This is a genomic window from Spirillospora sp. NPDC000708, assembly GCF_040299565.1.
Taxonomy (GTDB): domain Bacteria; phylum Actinomycetota; class Actinomycetes; order Streptosporangiales; family Streptosporangiaceae; genus Spirillospora.
Window position 1 is genome coordinate 1 of sequence record NZ_JBEPCJ010000070.1, and the last position, 16,191, is coordinate 16,191.

The following is a 16,191-nucleotide window of genomic DNA, read 5'->3' on the forward strand; positions in this document are numbered from 1 at the left end:
AGGACCCACCCACCCCCCGGCCCGCGGGGCCCCGCCCCCGCGCCGATCCTGGCGGCGGGCCGGGGCGGCCGCCCTGTACTCCTCAGTCAGCCCTTCTTCGGCTGGCGGACGAACTTGGCGGTGCGGGTGCCGCCGGAGCGCTCGCCGAGCACGAACACCTGCGCGCCGCCGGTGAGCGCGGACAGCGTCGACTTGCCGCCGTCCTTGCGGACGCGGGTGTCGCCGTTGGTGGTCCAGGTCCAGGTGGCGCCGTCGGCGCTGCGGACGGTGAGGGTCGTCCCGGAGACGCCGGTGATCGTGCCGCGCTGCCAGTCGGCGAGGCGGAAGCCGTCCTTGGTGCGGACGGTGGCCTCGCCGTGCACGCCGCGGACGCGGCGGAGGGCGGCCATGCGCTTGCCGTGGCCGGGGTGCTCCTTCGGCGCGGCGGTCGTCGCGGAGGGGGAGGGGGACGGGGCGGAGTTCGCGGCGGCGGGGACGGCGAGGTACAGGCCGAGCCCGAGCAGTCCGGCGGCGCCGGCCCCGGCGGCGATGGTCTTCCTGTTGGTTCGCATGGTGGCCATTGAAGCGGGGCCGGCTGGTAGGAGTCCGTGGCGGATCCTGGGAGAACCCTGGGAATCGGCCGTACGCCTCCTGTGCGCGTCCTCCCGACGCCGTTCAGTGGAGGGCTCAGTGGAAGGTGCGCAGGCCCTTCAGCATCGCGGCGACGAGCTGGACGGCCTGGTCGCGGGCCTGTGCGGGGTCGGCGGCGTCGGCGATGGTGAGGGCGAGTTCGGTGAGCGCGCCGTAGAGGGCGGCGGCCGAGAGCGGGAGGGGGTGGGCGGGGGCGGCGCCGAGGATCGCGGTGAGGCCGTCCTCCAGGAGGGCGCCGAGGTAGCGCTGGTCCAGCTCGCGCCAGCGCTGCCAGCCGAGCGCGATGGGGCCCTGGAGCAGGACGATCTGGCGGTAGCCGGGCTCGGCGCAGATGTCGAGGAAGGCCCGGATCCCGGCGATGCCGCGGTGCCACGCGTCGCCGCCCGCGCCCTCCACCGCGGCGGCGATGCGCTGGGCGGCCTCGTCCTCGAACTCCTCGAAGACGGCCTCGAACAGGCCCTGCTTGCCGTTGAAGTGGTGGTAGAGGGCGCCGCGGGTGAGGCCGGCGGCGCGGACCAGCTCCTCGGCGGAGACGTCGGCGAAGCCGCGCTCGGTGAAGTGGCGGCGTCCGGTGTCGAGGAGGGCCGTGCGGGTGCTCTCGACGTACTGCTCGCGCCGGCTCTTGACATGCTCCACGCGGCATGTATAACACATACAAGACGTATGTGAGATTCGGTACGTATGGGAGGCGCCATGGAGGCCGAGGTCGCGATCGTCGGAGCGGGCGCCGCGGGGCTGGTCGCGGCCCGCGACCTGGTCCGGGACGGGCACGACGCCGTCGTCCTGGAGGCCCGCGACCGCGTCGGCGGGCGCCTGCTGAACGGCGAGCTCCCCGGCGGGGGGCCGATCGAGGTCGGTGGCCAGTGGGTCGGCCCCGGGCAGGACGAGGTGCTCGCGCTGATCCGCGACCTCGGCCTCACCACCTACCCGACGTACGACGAGGGACGGCACATCGCCGAGTTCGGCGGGCGCCGCAGCGAGTACGCGGGGCGCGTCCCGCGCCTCTCCCCGGCCGCGATCCTCGACATCGGCCAGGGCTCGGCGCGCCTCGACCGGCTCGCCCGCCGCATCCCGGTGGACGAGCCGTGGGCAGCCGCGCACGCCGCGCGGCTCGACGGCCGGACGTTCGGCACCTGGATCCGGCGGAACCTGCACACGCGCGCGGGCCGCTCGTTCATGCGGCTGATCACGCAGGCGGTGTTCGCGGCGGAGCCGGACGACATGTCCGCGCTGTGGGCGGGCTTCTACGTCGCGTCCGCCGGCGGCCTCGACCCGCTGATCGAGACGACCGGCGGCGCGCAGCAGGACCGCGTCTCCGGCGGCTCCCAGCGGATCGCGCTCGCCCTGGCCGACGAGCTCGGCGACCGGGTCGTGCCGAACGCGCCCGTCACCGAGATCGAGTGGACGGACGGTTCCGTCCGGCTCCGCACGCCCCGCGCGGAGGTGCGGGCGCGGCGCGCGGTCATCGCCGTCCCGCCGCCGCTCGCCGCCCGCGTCCGGTACGCGCCCGGCCTGCCCGGCGACCGCGACCAGCTCGTCCAGCGCCTGCCGATGGGCCGCGTGATCAAGGTGAACGTCGTGTACGACGAGCCGTTCTGGCGCGCGGACGGCTTCAGCGGCCAGGCCAACAGCGACCGCCGCGGGTTCGCCGTCGTCTTCGACAACACCCCGGAGGGCGGGGCGCCCGGGGTGCTCGTCGGGTTCCTGGAGGGCCGGCACGCCGACGCCGCCGCGCGGCTCGACCCGGCGTCCCGCCGCGAGCGGGTCCTCGCCGACCTCGCCGGGTACTTCGGCCCGCGCGCCCGCGACCCGATCGCGTTCATCGAGCGGGACTGGGCGGAGGAGGAGTACTCGCGGGGCTGCTATGGCGCGTTCGCCACGCCCGGCACGCTGACGCGGTTCGGCCCCGCCCTGCGCAGGCCCGTCGGGCCGCTGCACTGGGCCGGCACCGAGACCGCCACGCGCTGGGCCGGGTACATGGACGGCGCCGTCGAGTCCGGCCACCGGGCCGCCCGCGAGGTCGCCGCCGCCCTCACCTGATGAGGATTCTCGGCGGGACCCCTGGTCAGGCCGTTTCGGCGAGGGTCTCCAGGACCTGCTCGCCGTACTTGGCGAGCTTGTTCTCGCCGACGCCGCTCACCTTGCCCAGCTCGGCGAGCGACGACGGCCGCGCCGTCGCGATCTCGCGGAGCGTCGCGTCGTGGAAGATCACGTAGGCGGGGACGCCCTGCTCCTTGGCGGTGGCGGCGCGCCAGGCGCGGAGCCGCTCGAACAGCGGCGCCGCCTCGGCGGGCAGCTCGACGGGCGCCTTGCGCTCCTTCGCGGCCTTCGCCGCCTTCGCCGGGGCCCGTTCGGGCTCGCGGCGCATCGGCACCGTGCGCTCCCCGCGCAGCACGTCCGCGCTCGCCTCGGTCAGCACCAGCGTGCCGTGGTTGCTCTCGACCGCGACGAGGCCCTGCGCCAGCAGCTGCCGGACGACGCCGCGCCACTCCGCCTCGCGCAGCTCCGCGCCGATGCCGAACGACTTCAGCGCGTCGTGGTCGAACTGGATGACCTTGGCGTTCTTCTTGCCGAGCAGGATGTCGATGATGTGGCCGGCGCCGAACTTCTGCCGCCGCTCCCGCTCCAGCCGGACGATCACCGAGAGCACCTTCTGCGCCGCGACGGTCGCGTCCCACGTCTCGGGCGGGGACAGGCACGTGTCGCAGTTGCCGCACGGCTCGCCGGACTGCCCGAAGTAGTTCAGCAGCTGGACGCGGCGGCACTCGACGGTCTCGCAGAGCGCCAGCATCGCGTCCAGGTGCAGGGACTGGCGGCGGCGGAACGCGGCGTCGCCCTCCCCGGAGTCGATCATCTTGCGGAGGTTGACGACGTCCTGCAGCCCGTAGGCGAGCCAGGCCGTGGACGGCAGGCCGTCGCGCCCGGCGCGGCCCGTCTCCTGGTAGTAGCCCTCGACGGACTTGGGCAGGTCGAGGTGCGCGACGAAGCGGACGTCCGGCTTGTCGATGCCCATGCCGAACGCGATCGTCGCGACGATGACGAGGCCGTCCTCGCGCAGGAACCGCGCCTGGTTCGCGGCGCGCGTCTCCGCGTCGAGGCCCGCGTGGTACGGGAGGGCCTCGATGCCGTTCTCGGTGAGGAACGCGGCGTGCTTCTCGACCGAGTTGCGGGACAGGCAGTACACGATGCCCGCGTCGCCCTGGTGCTCGGTCTGCAGCAGCCGGAGGAGCTGCCGCTTCGCGTCGGTCTTCGGCTCGATCCGGTACTGGATGTTCGGGCGGTCGAAGCTCGCGACGAAGTGCCGGGCGTCCTCCAGCCGGAGCCGGGACGCGATCTCGGCGCGGGTCGCCTCCGTCGCGGTCGCGGTCAGCGCGATGCGCGGCACGTCCGGCCAGCGCTCGTGCAGGCCGGACAGCATCAGGTAGTCGGGCCGGAAGTCGTGCCCCCACTGCGACACGCAGTGCGCCTCGTCGATCGCGAACAGCGCGACGTCGCCCCGGTCGAGCAGCTCGACCGCCGCCGGGACGCGCAGCCGCTCCGGCGCGAGGTAGAGCAGGTCGAGCTCGCCCGCGAGGAACTGGGCCTCCACGACGCGGCGCTCGTCGAGGTCCTGCGTGGAGTTGAGGAAGCCGGCGTTGACGCCGAGCGCGCGCAGCGCGTCCACCTGGTCCTGCATGAGCGCGATCAGCGGCGAGATCACGACGCCGGTGCCCTTCCGGACCAGCGACGGGATCTGGTAGCACAGCGACTTGCCGCCGCCGGTCGGCATCAGGACCAGCGCGTCCCCGCCCCCGACGACATGCTCGATGATCTCCCGCTGCCCGTCCCGGAACGCGTCGTACCCGAACACGCGCCGCAGCGTGTCCAGTGTCTCCGGGGTCTCGAGGAAGTCGGGGGAGGCCATCGGCCCATACTATGAGCGCCCGCCGACAGCCGTCCCCGGGATGGGGTCAGAGGGCGGTGAGCAGGGCGGGGGTCAGCTCGTCGAGGTCCTTCGCGACGTGCGCGGCGAGCGCGAGCGCGTCGTCCGAGGGCGGGTGCGCCTCGCGCGGGATCGCGATCACCGTCATCCCGGCCGCGTGCGCGGAGCGCAGGCCGTTGCTGGAGTCCTCGACCGCGACGCACTCCTCGGGCGGGACCTCCAGCTGACCGGCCACGGCGAGGTAGCCGTCCGGTGCGGGCTTTCCGGCGTCGACCTCCTCGGTGGAGAGGGTCGCGCGGAACAGCGACTCGATGCCGAGCTGCCCGAGCACCAGGTCGATCAGCGCGCGTGGCGACGAGCTGGCCAGGCCGAGCGGGCGGAACGCGGCGAGCCGGTGGACGGCGTCCTCGGCGCCCGGAAGCAGCGGCGGCCCCGCCGCGTACCGCTGGGACATCTCGTCGATCACCGCGTAGGCGACCTCCTCCGCGGTGACGCCGTCGACGAGGTCGGCCGCGATGTAGCGGGCCCACTCCACGGTGCTCATGCCCATGAGGCGCCGCTGCGTGTCGGGCAGCCACCGCCCGCCGTGGGACGCGACGTAGCCGCGCCGCACCTCCTCCCACACCGGTTCGGAGTCGATCAGCACGCCGTCCAGGTCGAAAACGATGGCCTCCAAGGGCATGGCCCCTCCCGGGAATCGGCGCCGCCTACGGCAACGATCATTACCCACCGCGCTCGGCGGGCAACCTCGGGTCATCAATCGGACTAATAGCCCCTGACCTGGATTTATCCGACGAATTCGACATGATCGGCTTCGCGTCTGGCATGGTGGTGGGCCTCCGTACCCCCTCCGGAGTCACCGCAGAGGAGATCTGCACATGGCGTTCATCGGACTGCTCCTGCTCGCCGCGGCCGTCGCGGTCGCCGCCGGGATCATCATGGACAACACCGACCCCTCCCACCTCACCGCCTTCGGCCAGGCCGTCCCCGGCATCCACAACGAGTGGCAGGTCTTCCTCGCCGGCGCGGCCGTCGCCGTCGTCCTCGTCGTCGGCGTGATGCTCACCTTCGCCGGCGCCGGCCGCATCCTGCGCGCCCGCCGCGACCTGCGCTACCTGCGCGAGGAGCACGAGGAGTCGCTGACCACGCTCGAGATGGAGAAGCGCCGGCTCCAGCGCGAGCTCGCCCGCGTCCGGCAGACCGGCGGCCCCGCGCCGTCCGCGCCGCCGGCGCGTTCCGGCGCGGGTGCGCCGCCGCTGTCGCGCCAGGGCGCCGCCGCGCCGTCCGGCCCCGCCCCCGCCCCTGCCCCGGCGCCCGCCGCGTCCGGCCCGCAGGCCCCCCGTGGCGGACCCCGCTCCCAGGTCTCCGCCCGCTCCCCGTTCTTCGACCGCGCCGACTGACGCCCGCCCGCCGGGCCGTCCCCAGTCGTTCCGGATGATGAGCCGCACCCATGGCGAATCGCCACGCAGAGGGATGAATTTCGCGTCCTGCCCTACGATCCTCGTGGTGTGCGCATCCTCATCAAGGTCGTCATCACCGCGATCGCCCTCTGGGCCGCCACCGCGCTGATCGACGGCATCACCCTCACCGGCCGGGACACCGCCCACCGCGCGCTGACACTGCTCTGCGTCGCGGTCATCTTCGGCCTGGTCAACGCCGTCATCAAGCCGATCGTGAAGACGCTCGGCTGTGCCTTCTACATCCTCACCCTCGGCCTCATCGGCCTCGTCGTGAACGGCCTGCTGCTCTGGCTGACCAGCGCCCTCGCCGGCCGCCTCGACCTGCCGTTCCACGTCAGCGGGTTCTGGCCGGCCTTCTGGGGCGCGATCGTCGTCGGCGTCGTCGGCTGGCTCCTGCACGTCCTCGTCCCCGGCGACGACGACGATGACGACGACCGGGACTGACTAGCTCCCGTCCCCCACCAGCCGGGGTGCGGCGACCGCGCAACGCGCGAACACGCCGTGCCCCGGCTGTTCGTCATCGGGCGAGCCCACGAGGACCCAGCGGGCCGCCCTGACGGCGCCGACCAGGAAGTCCGCGTCGTCGAGAGCGCCCACCGCGACCAGGGTGCCGAACCGCTCGCCCGGCACCGCCGCCCCCACGCCCACCGGCGTCCCGACCACCAGGTCCGCGGCGGGCAGCAGCGCGGCGCCGTCCGCCTCGCCGCCTCCCAGGAGCCCGCCCAGCTCCTCGATCCGGGCCATCGCCGCCCGCCGGCGCTCCCCGAACACCTCGGGATCGTCCGCCGGGTCCGCTCCGAACACCTCCCGGACCTTCTCCCGCGACCGCGCCTCCGTCTCCGCCGCCGCCCGCAGGTCCGCCTCGGCGGCGGCCGTCTCCGCCTCGCCCTCCGCGCCGCGCCGGTCGAGCTCCGTCCGTCCCTCGGCGGCGCGTGCCACCGCCGCCTCCGCGTCCGCCCGCGCTCGCTCGACCGCCGCGAGAGCCTCCTCGCGGCCCGTCCGCGCGGCCTCCACCCGCTCCTCGATCACCCGGGCGGCCTGCTGCGCCGCCCGCGCCTCCAGGCCCGCCTGCGTCGCCCGGTCCACCGACTCCGCCGCGCGCCGCGCCTGCTCCTGGTGCTCCGCGCCCGCCGTCTCCCGCTCCGTCGCCAGCCACGCCAGCTCCGTCGTCAACCGCTCCTGCGCCTCCCGCGCCGTCGCCAGCCGCGGCCCGCTCTCCGCCACGAACGTCGCGAGGCCCTGCCGGTGCGCCTCCGCGCGCTCCGCCGCGTCCTTCGCCTCCTGCGCGCGCTTCGCCGCCTCGTCCGCCTCCCGCGCCCGCGCCCGTACCTCCGCCCGGACGCTCCGCAGGTTCGACGGCGGCGCCGCCACATGCAGCCGCTGCGTCAGCGTCATCTTCCGCCGCACCGCCGCCAGCGCCGACTCCGCCGACACCAGCCGGTAGTAGGCGGCGTGCCCCTCCGCCGACGCGTCGGCGTCCACGGCGGCCAGCCTGTCCGCCTCCTCCATCGCCGCCGGCAACGCCGCCTGCGCGCGCGCCAGCTCGTCCTTCAGCGACGCCTCCACCTGCTGCGCGTCCCGCAACTCGTTCTGCGCCTCATGGGCCCGCTGTTCCAGCTGCGTGCACCGCGCGAACGCCTCGTCCGCCACCCGCGTCAGCTCGCTCGCCTCGGCGCCCGCCGCGTCCGCGATCGCCTGCAACCGCTCCGCCTCCGCGCGCGGACCGGCCAGCTCCTCCTCCGCCTCCCGCTGCACCGCGACCAGGCGCTCGGCCTCGGCCTCCGCCTCGGCGGCCCGCTCCTCCGCGCTCTGCGCCGCGTCCCGCGCCTCCTCGATCCCGCTCGCGATGCGCGCCAGCTCCGCTTCCAGCGCCTCCTTCCGCGCGGCCGTCTCCGCCCGCACCGCCGCCAGCGCCTCCGCGTCCCGAGGCCACTGCTCCAGCAGCATCAACCCGCGCCGCAGCGCCCCCGCCTCGGCCCGCCATGTCCGAGGCCATCCCTCGCCGACGGCCCGCAACGCGGCTCCCAGCGCGCGCGCCTCCGCGGCCTCGGACACGCCCTCCATGCGCTCGTAGACCTCATCGGCCGGCCCGGGCAGCGTCGAGCCGGGATCGGCGCCGTCTCCCGCAGGACGCTCGGCCGCGCCGGGCAGGGCCGCGCCGATGCCGCCATGGGCGTCTGAGCCGCCCGCCGCCGGTGCCGCATCCTCCGCGTGCGCGCCGGTCTCCCTTGCCGGATCTCCGGACGCATCGCTCAGCGTCGCCTCTGCGGCGCTCTCCTCGGGCGGGACGTCAGGACGCGCCCCGGCCTCGCCTTGCTCGTGTTCCGCCGACGCGGTGCCAGGGCTCTGCTCGTCGGGCACCGGGACGGGGAGCGCCATGGTCTCCGTGGAGTCCGGAGCGCTCGGGCCGGACGGGGCTCCGGCGCCGTCGCCTGGCCGTCCGGGCAGCGCATGGGCCGCCGTCGCCTCCGCCGAGGCGGGGACGTCCGGGCTTGCCCCGGGTTGGGGATGTTCCGGCGCGGCGGGCTGCTCGTCGTCCGCCATGGGGCCGGGCAGGGCCTCCGCGCGCGTCGCGTCCGCGCCGGGAAGGAGGTCGTCTCCCACGGGGGCGGGCAGCGGTTCGGCTCGCGTCGCGTCCGCGGCGTCCGCCTCGGGCGTGCCTTCAGCGCGCGCGCCGGGGAGGGGCTCGGCTCGCGTCGCTCCAGCGCCGGGCTCGGGGAGGCCGGTCACCGGCTTGAACTCGACGGTCCCGTGGGATCCGAAGTCGTTCCGGGCCGGCGCCGCGGCGGCGTCGTCCTCCTGCGGCTGGACGGCCTCGGGGGCGGCGGGCTCCGCCGGGGCGGCGTCAGCGGGCGGCTCGTCGGGGAGCGTCGGAAGCTTGAGGGTCTCGTCTGACTGGGCGGGCTGCACGGGCGGAGCGGGCTGCACGGACGGGGTGGGCTGGACGGGCGGGGCGGGCTGGACGGGCGGAGCGGGCGGCACGGACGGAGTCGGCGGCGCGGGCGGCGGCGCGGCGGGCCGGGGCGGCCCGGTCTCGATGAGGAGGGTGCGGATCTCCGGGTCGTCCTGGACGGCTTCGAGGAGCTCGGCGGCCTTCTCGGGGGTGGGCGCGAGGAGCAGGGTGCGCTCGCCGGCGGCCTTGAGATCCCCGAGGAGGGACCGGACGGTCTCCGCCTCGTCCGCCGTCCGCACGAGGCGGACCGCGCCCGTCTCCTCAAGGGTGCCGGTCTCTTCGAGGGTGCCCGGGGCGACGAGGAGGCGGGCAAGGGTCTCCCAGTCGCCGGCGACACGTGCGCTCCGGAGCGCCCGGAGCGCGTCGATCTGGGCCGTCCAGCCGAGCGCGTCGTCCTCAAGGCCCGACTGGAGATGCTCGTACTGTTCCGTCAGCGGCGCGTAGACGTTCTCGACGAGTTCGGGACCGCCCCAGGAGACCTCCTCCACGCCCAGGGCCGGCGTCTCCTCCACCGGAGCCTCGGCCAGCGGGATCGTCTCCAGGTCGGGACGGGCGTCGAGCTCGGGCTCCGGCACGCCGTCCGGCTCGTTGGGTTCCGTTGAGTGGTTCACCTACGCCATCCCGTCCCAGATCGACCCGGGGCCGTATGTGTCCCCTTTTGCCCGCGTCTAACGTCTCACATGGAAACGATCACTCGTGGCCCCCGCGGTCGCGCGTGATGATCTTCACCGGTCAGTGCGGATTCGTGGCCAGGAGCTCGGCCAGGAGGTCGTCCAGCGTGACGATCCCGGCGAACGCGCCGCGGTCGCCGTTGACGACGGCGAGCTGCGCGCGGGCGCGGCGCATCCGGCTGACGGCGTCCAGGACGGTGGTCTCCGCGGTGAGGGCCGGCGCCGGGTAGGCGAGCTCGCCCGCGGGCCGGTCGCCGTCCGGCTCGGTGATGGCGGCGCGGACGTGCACGATGCCGGTGGCGGTGCCGTCCGGGCCGCGGACGAGGAGCCGGCTGTGGCCGCTCGCGGTCGCGGTGCGGCGGATGTCGGCGGCGGACGCGCCCGCGTCGATCGTGGTCACCGACGAGGCGGGGATGACCAGGTGCCGGACGGTCGCCTCGCGCGCGGAGATCGCGCGGCGGAGCAGCTCGTGGTCGTGGCGCCCGATGAGGCCGAGGCGGCGGGACTCGCCGACCAGGTGGCTGAGCCGGGCCGGGTCGGTGTGGCTGTCCAGCTCGTCGCGGGGGGTGACCCGGACGAGCCGCAGCAGCCCGTTGGTCGTGGCGTTCAGCGCGGCGAGGATCGGGCGCGACACCTTCGCGAACCCGCGGAACGGCAGCGCGAGCAGGACCGCGGAGCGCTCCGGGTTCACGATCGCCCAGGACTTCGGCGCCATCTCGCCGACGACCATGTGCAGGAACGTGATGACGCCGAGGGCGCAGGCGAGGGCGGCGGCCTTGGCGCCGGCATCGGGGACGCCGACGGCGTGCAGGGGCGGTTCGAGGAGGTGCTCGAACGCGGGCTCGGTGACGATCGCGAGGCCCAGCGAGCACATCGTGATGCCGAACTGCGCGCCGGCGAGCATCAGCGACAGCTCGCGGACGCCCGCGAGGGCCGCCGCGGCGGGGCGGCTGCCCTTGCCGGCGGCGCGTTCCAGCTGGGACCGGTTGGCGGCGACGAGCGCGAACTCCGACGCGACGAAGAAGCCGTTCCCGATCAGCAGCAGGACGGTGACGAGCAGGGAGGTCAGCGGGTCCATGACACCTCCTCGGCGTCCGGGGACGGCGCGGCGGCGCACGGCGGGTCGGAGACCTCCGGCCGGCCGGACGGCGCCGGGGCGGCGGCGGTGCGGATCCGGATCTTCTCGGCGACGCGGCGGGCGACGCTGACGACCTCCAGCTCGGCGTGCCCGGCCGCGCCGTCCAGGGCGACGGTGAGGCGGTCGCCGGGGCAGGGGAGGCGGCGCAGCTCGGCCATGACGAGGCCGCCGAGGGTGTCGTAGGCGTCGCCCTCGGGCAGGTCGAGGCCGGTGAGGCGGCCGACCTCGTCGATGCGCATGCCGGCGTCGACGAGCCAGGACCCGTCGGGGCCGCTGGTCGGGGCGTCCTCGCGGGCGTCGGTCTCGTCGGCGATCTCGCCGACGAGCTCCTCGGCGACGTCCTCGAAGGTGAGGATGCCGGCGAGGCCGCCGTACTCGTCGACGACGCAGGCGAACTCCTCGCCGGACTCGCGCATCCGCTCGATGACGCCGTACAGCGGCTGGCTGCCGGGGACGAGCAGCGCGGGGCGGGCGATCCGCCCGACCGGGGTGGCCGGGTCGAGCGCGTCGTCGGCGACCTCGCGGACCCCGGCGACGCCGATGACGTCGTCGACCTCGCCGTCGTACACGGGGTAGGCGCTGTGCCCGGTCTCGCGGATCAGCGCGACGAGGTCGGCGGCGGGCGCGGTGGACGGCAGCGTGCTGACCTGCGGGCGCGGGACCATGACCTCGTCGGCGGTGAGGTCGCCGAACGACAGGGCGCGGTCGAGGAGGCCGGACAGGTCGGCGGGCAGGTGGCCGGAGCTCTGCGACTTGCCGATGATGTCGCCGAGCTCCTCCAGGGTGGCGCCGCTGTGCAGCTCCTCGACGGGCTCGACGCCGACGAGGCGCAGCAGCCGTTCGGCGGCGCGGTCGAACAGCCGGATCAGCGGGCCCGCCACGGCCAGGTAGACGAGCGTGGACGCGGCCAGCGCGCGCGCCAGCGACTCAGCGCGGGCCAGGGCGAGGTTCTTGGGGAACAGCTCGCCCAGCAGCATCTGGATCAGCGTGGCCAGCACGAACCCGGCGGCCAGCGCGATCGCGCCGGTGGCGCCCGCGGGCACGCCCGCGGCGTCCAGCAGCGGCCTGATCAGCTCGGCCAGGGCGGGCTTGGCGATGAACCCGACGACCAGCGTGGTCATCGTGATGCCGAGCTGCGCGCCGGACAGCATGAACGACAGCCGGCCGATGACCTTCACGGCCCGGCGGGCGGACGCGTCGCCGCGCGCGGCGGCCTGCTCGAGGGACGCGCGGTCGGCGGCGACGTAGGCGAATTCCTGGGCGACGAAATATCCGGTCGCGGCGGTGAGAACGATCACCGCGAGCACTCCCAGCGCCGCCGTCAGCATGGGGCACCGGGTCTATGACTGGGGTCCGACACCGCGGACTCACCACTCCTCTCATCTGGGCCTACCTGCGTAACGCCGCCTCGGGCGGCGAGGTTCCCGGCGCACCAGGGTAAAGCCCCTCGCCGATCGTCCCACCGGCGCGGCGGCCTGTCCCGCGAGGACAGGCGCTTGTGTCGCCAAGTGTCACGGATCACACTTGTTGGGGAGAGCGTGCCCGATACTTGGACGGTCCTTTGCTCCCAGGCCGCCGGAACGAGGGTGCGCACGGGGACCGAGAGAACCGAACGCGGGGCTGAGGTGGACGAGAGCGGGGCCGGGGCCGCCGCGCCCATGAGCCGGGAGGGGGTCGACCATGCCCTCAGGACGCTCGGCGCGGAGCGGGAGCGGATCGCGGCGTCCCTGCTGGAGCTCGACGGCCACACCGGCGTCCGGCTGCTGAAGGGCGCCCGGCTCACCGGCGAGACGTGGCGGCGCTGGGAGCGGGTGCGGGACCGGCTGACGCTGCTGTGGCGGGTCTTCGACGCCTACCAGCGGGTGCTGGACGCGGCGTGCGCGCTGCGCGGCCGGTCGCCGCGCCCGGACGTGCCGACGCTGGTGGAGCTGACCGGGATGCTGTCGGGGCGGTCGGTGGAGCTGCCGGACGGCGAGATCCCCCTCGAGGACCGGACGCTGCTCGGCCCGCAGGAGAAGCGCGCGACGCTGGACGAGGCGGTCGGGATGATGTCCGACGCGTTCGCGTTCGTGGCGAAGGAGGTCGCGGCGGCGGACGCGGCGTGGTCGGCGCTGCTGAAGCCGCTGGAGGAGGCGGAGGAGAGCTGGCAGCGGACGGCGCGGCTGGCGCACTCCCTCGACGGCACCCGGCACCCGGAGCTGGACCGGCTGGGCCGCGAGCTGACGTCGCTCGGCCGGCTGGTCCGCACCGATCCGCTGTCGCTGTGCCCGGACGGCCGTCCCGACACCGCGCGGCTGGACCGGGTCCGCGCGTCGCTGCGGTCGATCGGCGACGAACTGGCCGGGGTGGCGCGGCTCCGCGACGAGTACGCCGAGCTGGTCGCGGGCCTCGGCGAGGCGATCGGGCGGGTCGAGGAGACCGAGCGGCGGGCCTGGGAGGCGCACGCGACGGTGCTGCTGAAGATCCACGCGCCGAACGTGCCGGCGCCGTCGCGGGGGCTCGGGGAAGGGCTGCGGGACCGGCTCGCCGCGCTGGAGCGGCTGCGCGAGGCGGGCCGCTGGGTGGAGATGGCGGGCCGGGTCGCGGCGCTGGAGAGCGCGGCGGCGGAGGCGCTGGAACGGGCGCGCGACGATCTGCGTCTCAGCGAGGGGCTCCTCGACCGGCGGGGCGAGCTGCGCGGCCGCCTGGAGGCGTACCGGGCGAAGGCGGCGCGGCTCGGTCTCGCCGAGGACGAGGCGCTCACGGCGCTGCACGGGCTGGCCCGGGACGTGCTGTGGTCGGCGCCGTGCGACCTGCGCCGTGCGACCGCGCTGCTCGCCGAGTACCAGCGCGCGATCAGGGCGCGCGAGAACGACGGGACGGGGACCACATGACCCGATGCACCCAGCCCGGCTGCACCGGAGAGGTCGGCGAGGACGGCTTCTGCGACGTGTGCGGGATGGCACCGCTGGCGGAGCCCCCGCCCGCGGACCCGGGAGGCTCCGGCCCGGTGGCCGGGCCGCCGCCCGGGCCGCCGCCCGGGCCGCCCGCCGCGCTCTCGTCCGGGCCGCCGCCCGGGCCGCCGTCCGGCGGGTCCGGGCCGGTGGCGCCCGTCTCGCCGGCTCCGGTGACGGTGGTGAACGCGCCGGCGACGTCGGTCGAGCGGCCCGCGCCCCGGCCGGGCGGCGGTCCCGCGCCCGGGACGGGCCCGTCCGTCCCCTCGGGGACCGCCGGGCCGGGCGGTTCGAGCGGGCCGGGCGGTTCGAGCGGGCCGGGCGGTTCGAGCGGATCGGGCGGGTCGCGCAGCGAGCCCACGAGCGGGTCCGGGAGCTCGGGCCGCACCGCGTCCCGCGGCGGGACGCGCGGGACGGGCTCCAGCGGGTCCGCGCGGCGCGGGATGCTCGGCGCCGGGCTGGTCGAGGTGCCGCCGGTCCCGTTCCGCGACCCCGCGTCCGCGATCATGGAGAACCCGGAGGTCCCGGAGAACCGGCGGTACTGCAGCCGGTGCGGCGAGAAGGTCGGCCGCGGCCGGGACGGGCGGCCGGGCCGCACCGAGGGGTTCTGCGCGACCTGCGGGCACCGGTTCTCCTTCACCCCGAAGCTGAAGCCCGGCGAGCTGCTCGGCGGGCAGTACGAGGTGCTGGGCTGCCTCGCGCACGGCGGGCTCGGCTGGGTGTACCTGGCGCGCGACCACAACGTCAGCGAGCGGTGGGTGGTGCTGAAGGGCCTGCTGGACACCGGCGACGCCGACTCCCTCGCCGCCGCCGCGGCCGAGCGGGCGTTCCTCGCCGAGGTCGAGCACCCCAACATCGTCAAGATCTACAACTTCGTGCGGCACGGCGACTCCGGCTACATCGTGATGGAGTACGTCGGCGGGCGCTCGCTCAAGGAGATCCTGCTCGCGCGCCGCGAGGAGGAGGGCGACCAGGCGGCGCTGCCGCTCGGGCAGGTGCTGGCCTACGGCCTGGAGGTGCTGAGCGCGCTCGGCTACCTGCACGGCGTCGGGCTGCTGTACTGCGACTTCAAGCCGGACAACGCGATCCAGTCCGAGGAGCAGCTGAAGCTGATCGACCTCGGCGGGGTCCGGCGCGCGTTCGACGTGGACAGCCCGATCTTCGGCACCCCCGGCTACCAGGCGCCGGAGATCGGCTCGTCGGGCCCGTCGGTCGTGTCGGACCTGTACACGGTCGGCCGGACCCTCGCCGTGCTGAGCTTCCCGTTCCGCGGCTACACGCGGCGGCACCTGCGCAGCCTGCCGCCGCGCGAGGAGGTGCCGCTGTTCCAGCGGCACGAGTCGTACCACCGGCTGCTGCGCCGGGCGACGCATCCCGATCCGGCGCGCCGGTTCCAGAGCGCGGCGGAGATGGCCGAGCAGCTGACCGGGGTGCTGCGCGAGGTGCTGTCGGCGGAGGACGGGAAGGCCCGTCCGGCGCCGTCGCCGCTGTTCGGCCCGGAGCAGCACACCGCCGGGACCGACATCATCGACCCCGATCCGGCGCGCGACGGCGCGACACCGGTGCTGGCGCCGCTGGAGCCGGGCGCGGCGGCGATCGCGCTGCCCGTCCCGCTCGTGCACGGCTCGGACCCGGCCGCCGCGTTCCTCGCCGGGCTGACCGCCCGCGACCCGGGGGACCTCGCGGCGGCGCTGGCCGCCGCGCCGGTGGCGTCGCGGGAGGTGCGGTTCGCGCTGGTCCGGGTCCGGATCGAGCTGGGCGACCTGGACGTCGCCGCGCGGCTGCTGGGGGAGCTGGAGGCCGAGCAGCCCGACGACTGGCGGGTCGACTGGTACCGGGGCGCCCGCGCGCTGGCGGACGGCCGCGCCGCCGACGCCGCCGCCGTGTTCTCCGACCTGTACGACCTGATGCCGGGCGAGCAGGCGCCGAAGCTGGCGCTCGGCTTCTGCAAGGAGCTGCTGGGCGAGCACGTGGCCGCCGGGCGCTTCTACGCGACGGTCTGGCGCACCGACCCGACGCACGTCAGCGCCGCGTTCGGGCTGGCCCGCGCGTACCTGGCGGGCGGCGACCGGGGCAGCGCGGGACGCGTGCTGGACTCGGTGCCGCGCATCTCCAGCCACTACCTGGCCGCGCAGCTCGGCGCGGTCGGGGCGGCGGTGCGGGGCCGTCCGGCCGGGGAGCTGAACGCGGCGGCGCTGGTGGAGGCGGGGCGGCGGCTGCGGTCGCTGCGGCTGGACACCGAGCGGTACTCGGCGTTCGTCGCGGAGGTGCTGGAGGCCGCGCTCGGCTGGCTGCGCGCCGACCGGACCCCGGCGCAGCTGCGACCGGAAAAGGACATCCTCGGCATCCCGCTGGAAGAGCCTCGACTGCGGGCGAAGCTGGAGGAGACTTACCGGGTGCTCGCCAAGCTCGCGGACGGACCGGGACACCGCCACGCGATGGTGAAGCGCGCCAACGCCGTCCGCCCGAGGACGCTGTTCTGAC

At 75.5% G+C, this 16,191-nt stretch carries 12 protein-coding genes; 5 read left to right on the forward strand and 7 right to left on the reverse strand.

What is annotated here, in order from left to right:
• Positions 1-86: 86 nt before the first annotated feature.
• Positions 87-551: a DUF5666 domain-containing protein gene (locus ABT299_RS36805; protein WP_387024640.1), complete on the reverse strand. Its 465-nt coding sequence runs from the start codon at positions 549-551 to the stop codon at positions 87-89.
• 115 nt (positions 552-666) lie between these two features.
• A complete protein-coding gene (locus ABT299_RS36810) occupies positions 667-1,266 on the reverse strand; it encodes a TetR family C-terminal domain-containing protein (RefSeq protein ID WP_206699737.1) in 600 nt (199 codons plus the stop codon).
• A 57-nt stretch (positions 1,267-1,323) separates the two neighbouring features.
• On the opposite strand from ABT299_RS36810, the gene ABT299_RS36815 reads away from it, so the two are divergent.
• Complete coding sequence (locus tag ABT299_RS36815) at positions 1,324-2,670, forward strand: flavin monoamine oxidase family protein (protein ID WP_190850928.1); 1,347 nt, start codon at positions 1,324-1,326, stop codon at positions 2,668-2,670.
• 25 nt (positions 2,671-2,695) lie between these two features.
• Here ABT299_RS36815 and recQ read toward each other — a convergent pair whose 3' ends face one another.
• Together recQ and ABT299_RS36825 are read right to left on the reverse strand one after the other, a co-directional pair.
• Positions 2,696-4,534, reverse strand: coding sequence for a DNA helicase RecQ (gene recQ / locus ABT299_RS36820; protein WP_190850926.1), 1,839 nt, complete (start codon positions 4,532-4,534; stop codon positions 2,696-2,698).
• Between the two features lie 46 nt (positions 4,535-4,580).
• Positions 4,581-5,234: an HAD family hydrolase gene (locus ABT299_RS36825; protein WP_190850924.1), complete on the reverse strand. Its 654-nt coding sequence runs from the start codon at positions 5,232-5,234 to the stop codon at positions 4,581-4,583.
• Between the two features lie 196 nt (positions 5,235-5,430).
• On the opposite strand from ABT299_RS36825, the gene ABT299_RS36830 reads away from it, so the two are divergent.
• Together ABT299_RS36830 and ABT299_RS36835 are read left to right on the forward strand one after the other, a co-directional pair.
• Complete coding sequence (locus ABT299_RS36830) at positions 5,431-5,952, forward strand: hypothetical protein (protein ID WP_500253560.1); 522 nt, start codon at positions 5,431-5,433, stop codon at positions 5,950-5,952.
• Between the two features lie 108 nt (positions 5,953-6,060).
• Positions 6,061-6,456, forward strand: coding sequence for a phage holin family protein (locus ABT299_RS36835; RefSeq protein WP_190850920.1), 396 nt, complete (start codon positions 6,061-6,063; stop codon positions 6,454-6,456).
• On the opposite strand, the gene ABT299_RS36840 is transcribed toward ABT299_RS36835, so the two are convergent.
• From ABT299_RS36840 to ABT299_RS36850, 3 genes are all read right to left on the reverse strand, one after another.
• A complete protein-coding gene (locus ABT299_RS36840; protein ID WP_500253561.1) occupies positions 6,457-9,576 on the reverse strand; it encodes a coiled-coil domain-containing protein in 3,120 nt (1,039 codons plus the stop codon).
• Positions 9,577-9,697: 121 nt separating this feature from the next.
• On the reverse strand, positions 9,698-10,714 hold the full coding sequence (locus ABT299_RS36845) for a hemolysin family protein (RefSeq protein WP_190850916.1): 1,017 nt from the start codon (positions 10,712-10,714) through the stop codon (positions 9,698-9,700).
• Positions 10,702-12,102, reverse strand: coding sequence for a hemolysin family protein (locus ABT299_RS36850; protein WP_190850914.1), 1,401 nt, complete (start codon positions 12,100-12,102; stop codon positions 10,702-10,704). Before ABT299_RS36850 ends, ABT299_RS36845 begins: the two co-directional genes overlap by 13 nt.
• Positions 12,103-12,399: 297 nt before the next feature.
• On the opposite strand from ABT299_RS36850, the gene ABT299_RS36855 reads away from it, so the two are divergent.
• Both ABT299_RS36855 and ABT299_RS36860 read left to right on the forward strand, forming a co-directional pair.
• Positions 12,400-13,647 (forward strand): hypothetical protein, encoded by a 1,248-nt coding sequence (locus ABT299_RS36855; RefSeq protein ID WP_433145437.1) that lies wholly within the window; start codon positions 12,400-12,402, stop codon positions 13,645-13,647.
• The gene (locus ABT299_RS36860; RefSeq protein WP_500253562.1) at positions 13,644-16,190 is read left to right on the forward strand and encodes a serine/threonine-protein kinase; all 2,547 of its coding nucleotides are present in this window, start codon (positions 13,644-13,646) and stop codon (positions 16,188-16,190) included. Before ABT299_RS36855 ends, ABT299_RS36860 begins: the two co-directional genes overlap by 4 nt.
• Position 16,191: the final 1 nt, after the last annotated feature.

Excerpts from the sequence above, each read along its gene's own strand:
- ABT299_RS36805 (WP_387024640.1), bottom strand. The coding sequence starts at position 551 with ATGCGAACCAACAGGAAGACCATCGCCGCCGGGGCCGGCGCCGCCGGA.
- ABT299_RS36815 (WP_190850928.1), top strand. The coding sequence starts at position 1,324 with ATGGAGGCCGAGGTCGCGATCGTCGGAGCGGGCGCCGCGGGGCTGGTC.
- recQ (WP_190850926.1), bottom strand. The coding sequence starts at position 4,534 with ATGGCCTCCCCCGACTTCCTCGAGACCCCGGAGACACTGGACACGCTG.
- ABT299_RS36825 (WP_190850924.1), bottom strand. The coding sequence starts at position 5,234 with ATGCCCTTGGAGGCCATCGTTTTCGACCTGGACGGCGTGCTGATCGAC.
- ABT299_RS36830 (WP_500253560.1), top strand. The coding sequence starts at position 5,431 with ATGGCGTTCATCGGACTGCTCCTGCTCGCCGCGGCCGTCGCGGTCGCC.
- ABT299_RS36845 (WP_190850916.1), bottom strand. The coding sequence starts at position 10,714 with ATGGACCCGCTGACCTCCCTGCTCGTCACCGTCCTGCTGCTGATCGGG.
- ABT299_RS36850 (WP_190850914.1), bottom strand. The coding sequence starts at position 12,102 with ATGCTGACGGCGGCGCTGGGAGTGCTCGCGGTGATCGTTCTCACCGCC.
- ABT299_RS36860 (WP_500253562.1), top strand. The coding sequence starts at position 13,644 with ATGACCCGATGCACCCAGCCCGGCTGCACCGGAGAGGTCGGCGAGGAC.